Origin of the sequence: Rhodoplanes roseus (genome assembly GCF_003258865.1) — a bacterium.
GTDB lineage: Bacteria > Pseudomonadota > Alphaproteobacteria > Rhizobiales > Xanthobacteraceae > Rhodoplanes > Rhodoplanes roseus.
In genome coordinates this window covers 1-239 of the sequence record NZ_NPEX01001008.1, presented here as the reverse complement: position 1 = coordinate 239, position 239 = coordinate 1, and the positions used below count along the sequence as shown (strand labels likewise).

The 239-nt window shown below is 69.5% G+C and carries 1 protein-coding gene; it reads left to right on the top strand.

All coding sequences use genetic code 11. From position 1 onward, the window contains the following. Positions 1-239, top strand: a 239-nt coding sequence (locus CH341_RS33380; protein ID WP_342635055.1) for an SPFH domain-containing protein, incomplete at both ends; no start/stop codon positions are given.

The following is a 239-nucleotide window of genomic DNA, read 5'->3' as shown; positions in this document are numbered from 1 at the left end:
TTTCTGGTCGGTCGGCCGCAAGATCGAGGTGAAGCGCCTCGATCTGCGTCCGCAGGCGGCCGAGATCACGGCGCAGGAGATGCTGACCAAGGACCGCATCGCGCTGCGCGTGACGCTGACCGCGTTCCGCCGGATCGTCGATCCGGAGCGTCTCGTCGCCGCGGTGCCGGACGTGGATGCGTGGCTGTACCGGCTGGTGCAGTTCGCGATCCGCGATGCCGTCGCCTCGCGCACCCTCG